This window comes from Corallococcus llansteffanensis, from assembly GCF_003612055.1.
Taxonomy (GTDB): domain Bacteria; phylum Myxococcota; class Myxococcia; order Myxococcales; family Myxococcaceae; genus Corallococcus; species Corallococcus llansteffanensis.
Genome location: NZ_RAWB01000678.1, coordinates 1 through 4,850 on the forward strand (window position 1 = coordinate 1; position 4,850 = coordinate 4,850).

Here is a 4,850-nt window from a genome sequence, read left to right on the forward strand (position 1 = left end):
ACCCCGCCCTGATCCGGCTCCGCCCCGAGCCGGCTCCGGCAGGCCAGGGGAGCCGGCCGGGGCCGCACCGGGTCGCCCGGGAGAATGGGACCCCCTGGGGTGGCCCCGTGTCCGGGCCATGCGCACGCTGCCCTTGGGAGGGGACGTGCGGCATTGGCGCCGGGCAGGCGCTGTGTTAGGCCGCCGCTCCCCACCCATCGTCTTTTGGGACACCCATCGAGGAGAAGTGAATGACCCGTCGTCACGTGCGAGTCGTCGGCGCGATGCTCCAGAATGAGATGGGTCGCTACCTCATCACGCAACGGCCCCCCACCGCGTCGCTGCCCCTGCTGTGGGAGTTCCCGGGCGGCCGGGTGGAGGAGGGGGAGAACGACGCGGTGGCGCTCGCCCGCGAACTTCATGAGGAGATGGGCGTGCGCATCGAGGTGCTCGAGGAGGTGATGCACACCCACCACGAGTACCCCACCTACGACATCGACTTCCGGGTGTTCCGCTGCCAGCTGGGCGCCACCGAATCGGAGATCCGCCACGTGCGCGTGCATGATCACCGCTGGGTGACCCTGGAGGAGATGGGGCAGTACCGCTTCCCCGACGCGGACGCGAAGACGCTGGCCCGGCTGCTGGACCTGGACCACTGACCGTGCGGACCCCCTCGCGCTTGCTCGCCGTCGCGGGCCTCCTGCTGTCCGCGGCCTGCTCCAGCTCCCGCCCCGCCCCCACCGGCGCCAACGCGCCGGACGCCGGCTTCCACCAGGTGCCCGCCACGGGCCTCGAGGGGTGCCTGCTCTACACGGACGGCAAGAAGACGGGCGCCGTGCCCAAGCAGGTCCCGGAGCTGTCCGGCCTGGCCGCGAGCCAGCGCCACCCGGGCATCTTCTGGGGACACAACGACTCCAACAACGCCTTCGAGCTCTTCGCCCTGGACGAGACGGGCGCGGTGAAGGCCACGCTGACGCTCACCGGCGCGGATCCGCGCGACATCGAGGACGTGGCGGTGGGGCCGTGCGCGCCGGGGGAGAAGGCCACCTGCGTCTTCCTCGCGGACACCGGCGACAACTTCGAGCGCCGCAAGGAGGTCCGCCTCTTCCGGTTCGCGGAGCCCGCCACCGTCGCCAACGCCACGCTCCCCGTGGAGGCGCTGCCCTTCACCTACGTGGACGGCCCGCATGACGCCGAGTCGCTGATCCTCGACGCGCGCTCCGGCCGCATCGCGGTGCTCACGAAGACGCGCGCCTCGCTGGGCGACCTCTACGAAGTGGAGGGGCTCAAGCCGGGCGGCACGGGCAAGGCCACGAAGCTGGGCACCCTGCGCGTCCCGGAGGACGTGGACCGGCTGTCCACCGGCGCCGCGCTGCACCCGTCCGGAGAGCGCCTGCTGGTGCGCACGTACACGCGCGTCTGGGAGGTGCGCCGCAAGGACGCGAAGCGCCTGGAGGATCTGATCCAGGGCCAGGTGGTGGAAGTGCCCGGCGCCAGCCAGGCCCAGGCCGAGGCCATTACCTTTCTACAGGACGGCCGCGGCTACCTGCTGGGCAGCGAGTTCACGGGGGAGCCCCTGGTCCGCGTGGATTGCCGCTGACCTGACACTCCAGCACACCTCAGTTGTCATCGCGTCATGCGCGCCGGTTGACGGGTTGCCGGGGGTGACCATCTTTGGCCGGCTAAGGGAACCGTCACACGACATGGTGTCTGTGTGTACGGGGGAGGGGGAGGGCGAGCGTGCCGACGATGAAGCCACAGGATCTGCCGCCGGGGATGGGCCCGCGCGGAAAGAAGAGCGACAAGCCAACACCCACGAAAGGTGGGTTCAAGTTCGGCTCACCACTGGGCTACATCCTCCTGCTCGTGCTGGGGTTCCTGCTGTTCAGGAACGTGTTTCAGGACGCGGGTGTTCGCCGGGTGTCGTACAGCCAACTGCGCGACGCGGTGGAGAACGGCCAGTTCAGCCGGGTGCAGATCTCCAACGAGTGGGTGAAGGGTTTCCTCAAGGACAATGCCCAGCCGCCTCCTTCGGGGGAGCGGGGCACGCTGCGCAGCGAGCCGAGCGCCCTGCCGTGGATGGCCTACCGCGTCCCGGGTGACGAGGGCCTGGTGCCCCTGCTGGAGCAGAAGGGCATCCAGTTCGAGGCCGTGCCGCAGTCGAGCTTCAGCGAAGTGTTGTGGATCTGGCTCATCCCCATGGGCCTGCTGATCCTCTTCTGGAGCTTCATGATGCGCCGGATGTCCGGCGGCATGGGCCAGGGTCCGCAGAGCGTCATGAGCTTCGGCAAGACGCGCGCGAAGGTCCAGGCGGAGAACGACACCGGCGTGGGCTTCAAGGACGTGGCCGGCGTCGACGAGGCCGTGGACGAGCTTCGGGAGATCGTCGAGTTCCTCAAGACGCCGGAGAAGTTCCGTCGCCTGGGCGGCCGCATCCCCAAGGGCGTGCTGCTCGTCGGCCCTCCGGGCACGGGCAAGACGCTGCTGGCCCGCGCCGTCGCCGGTGAGGCCGGGGTGCCGTTCTTCAACCTCTCCGGTTCGGAGTTCGTGGAGATGTTCGTGGGCGTGGGCGCGGCGCGGGTCCGCGACCTCTTCGCCCAGGCCACGGCCAAGGCGCCGTGCATCATCTTCATCGACGAGCTGGACGCCATCGGCAAGAGCCGCAACGCGGGCGTGGCCGGCGGCCATGACGAGCGCGAGCAGACGCTCAACCAGCTGCTCGCGGAGATGGACGGCTTCGACAGCCGCGCGGGCCTCATCATCCTGGCGGCGACCAACCGTCCGGAGATCCTGGACAGCGCGCTGATGCGCCCGGGCCGCTTCGACCGACAGGTGCTGGTGGACCGTCCGGACAAGCGCGGCCGCGAGCGGGTGCTGGAGATCCACGCCAAGGGCGTCAAGCTGGGCGCGGACGTGGACCTCAAGCAGATTGCTTCCCGCACGCCGGGCTTCGCCGGCGCGGACCTGGCCAACGTGGTGAACGAGGCGGCGCTGCTCGCCGCGCGCAAGAACCGCGACGCGGTGATGCGGGCGGACTTCGAGGAGGCCATCGAGCGCGTGGTGGCGGGCCTGGAGAAGAAGAACCGCCGCATGAACGAGCGCGAGAAGGAGATCGTCGCGCACCACGAGGCGGGCCACGCGGTGGTGGGCTGGATGCTGCCGTACGCCGAGCGGGTGACGAAGGTGTCCATCATCCCGCGAGGCCTGGCGGCGCTGGGCTACACCATGTCGCTGCCCCTGGAAGACCGCTACCTCATGTCCGTGGATGAGCTGCGCGACAAGATGGCGGGGATGATGGGCGGCCGGGCCGCGGAGGAGATCTTCATCGGCGAGGTGTCCACGGGCGCGTCCAACGACATCAAGCAGGCGACGGAGATCGCCAAGATGATGGTCCGCGACTACGGCATGAGCAGCCTGGGTCCGGTGGCGCTGAGCAGCGAACAGGGTCCGGGCTTCCTGAGGTCCGCGGCCCTGCCGGAGTCGCGCAGCTACTCCGAACAGACGGCGCGGATGATCGACGACGAGGTCCGCAAGATGGTCTCCGAGGCGCTGGACCGCGCCCGCGAGGTCCTCAACGCGAACCGCGACAAGGTGGAGGCGCTGGCCGCCCGGCTCCTGGCGACGGAGGTCATCGAGGAGGAGGCGATGGTCACCATCCTGGGGCCCAAGGTGCTGGCGCAGCGCGGCCTCTTGCACCCGGAGGCGCGCACGGTCATCTCCGCGCACCCGGTGGGCGGCACCGAGTCCGAGCCCGTCGTTCCGCCCACGCAGCACGCCCAGGGCAAGCTCGACTCCTGAGTGCTTGCCTGCCCTCCGGGCAGACCTTCGCCCACCGGATCCACCGCCAGCCTGCGGTGGCCGGTGGGCGAAATTACTTTTGGGAGACCTGGAGCATCACCGGAGCACCACCGGAGCAGCAAGGAGGCGTCGCCGTGGAGAACCGCATTGGGAAGAGCTACGTCGCGCGGAAGTCGTTGTTCGCCAAGGGCCTCAAGGAAGGCCGGCTCACCGTGCAGGAGATCGAGGAGGCGCTGCCTGCGGGGACGCTGACAGCCGCCGAGCGGTGGCTCCTCTACTACTCGTTGAGGGCCGCCCAGGTGGAGATCATCGACGAGGTGACGGGGCAGGTGGATCACGGCTTCATGGCCGAGGCCCCACCGTCGGCCCCTTCCAACCACTAGGCGCGTTGACAGGGCCGCCCTCGCGGTTACGTTCGCGCCGCTCATCTGAGGTCCGGTCTTTCAACCCCCTGGTGCAGGTTCGACAATGGACGGCAAGCCCCGCAGCGACGAGACCCCGGAGACGCAGTCCTCTGCCAACGCGGCGGGGGAGGCCTCTTCGACCGACTTCCCGGACGAGTCCGGCCCTGAAGCCGCCCAGGACGGCGAGGTGGCCCGGCTCCAGACGGAGCTGGAGGCGGCCCGCCGCCGGGTGAACGAGCTGGCCCGGGCCTACCAGGACCTCAACAAGGACCGCGAGGAGTTCAAGCAGCGGCTGACGCGCGAGCGCGAGCGGATGTTGGACGTGGAGCGCGGCAACGTGGCCGGCACGCTGCTGGAGGCCATCGACGAGCTGGACCTGGCGCTGGCCGCCAGCCACCAGGACGCCTCGCCGCTGGCCAAGGGCGTGCGGATGATCCGAGAGAGCCTCCTCGCCAAGGCCCAGTCCACCGGCATCGAGCGCATCGAAGTGGTGGGCCGCCCGTATGATCCGAACGTGGCCGAGGCGGCGGACATGGAGATCACCCCCGTCCAGGAAGAGGACCAGAAGGTCGTCGCCGAGGTCCGCGCGGGCTACCGCCTCAAGGACCGGATCATCCGCCCCGCCCGGGTGAAGGTGGCCCGGTACGTGGCCCCGGCCCAGGCCTGACG

General features: G+C 69.9%; 5 protein-coding genes. All 5 read left to right on the forward strand.

The annotated features are described in order from the left end of the window. The first annotated feature begins 230 nt into the window (after positions 1–230). The 5 genes from D7V93_RS37965 to D7V93_RS37985 all read left to right on the forward strand — a co-directional run bounded on the left by D7V93_RS37965 (position 231) and on the right by D7V93_RS37985 (position 4,848). Positions 231–638 (forward strand): (deoxy)nucleoside triphosphate pyrophosphohydrolase, encoded by a 408-nt coding sequence (locus D7V93_RS37965; RefSeq protein ID WP_120647969.1) that lies wholly within the window; start codon positions 231–233, stop codon positions 636–638. Positions 639–640: 2 nt separating this feature from the next. Then, positions 641–1,579: a hypothetical protein gene (locus D7V93_RS37970; protein ID WP_120647970.1), complete on the forward strand. Its 939-nt coding sequence runs from the start codon at positions 641–643 to the stop codon at positions 1,577–1,579. Positions 1,580–1,728: 149 nt separating this feature from the next. Beyond that, entirely contained in the window at positions 1,729–3,777 is a 2,049-nt protein-coding gene (ftsH, locus tag D7V93_RS37975) for an ATP-dependent zinc metalloprotease FtsH (protein WP_372338400.1), read from the forward strand. Positions 3,778–3,911: 134 nt separating this feature from the next. Beyond that, positions 3,912–4,160 (forward strand): RNA polymerase sigma factor region1.1 domain-containing protein, encoded by a 249-nt coding sequence (locus D7V93_RS37980; protein ID WP_120647972.1) that lies wholly within the window; start codon positions 3,912–3,914, stop codon positions 4,158–4,160. An 85-nt stretch (positions 4,161–4,245) separates the two neighbouring features. Continuing rightward, the gene (locus D7V93_RS37985) at positions 4,246–4,848 is read left to right on the forward strand and encodes a nucleotide exchange factor GrpE (RefSeq protein ID WP_120647973.1); all 603 of its coding nucleotides are present in this window, start codon (positions 4,246–4,248) and stop codon (positions 4,846–4,848) included. Positions 4,849–4,850: the final 2 nt, after the last annotated feature.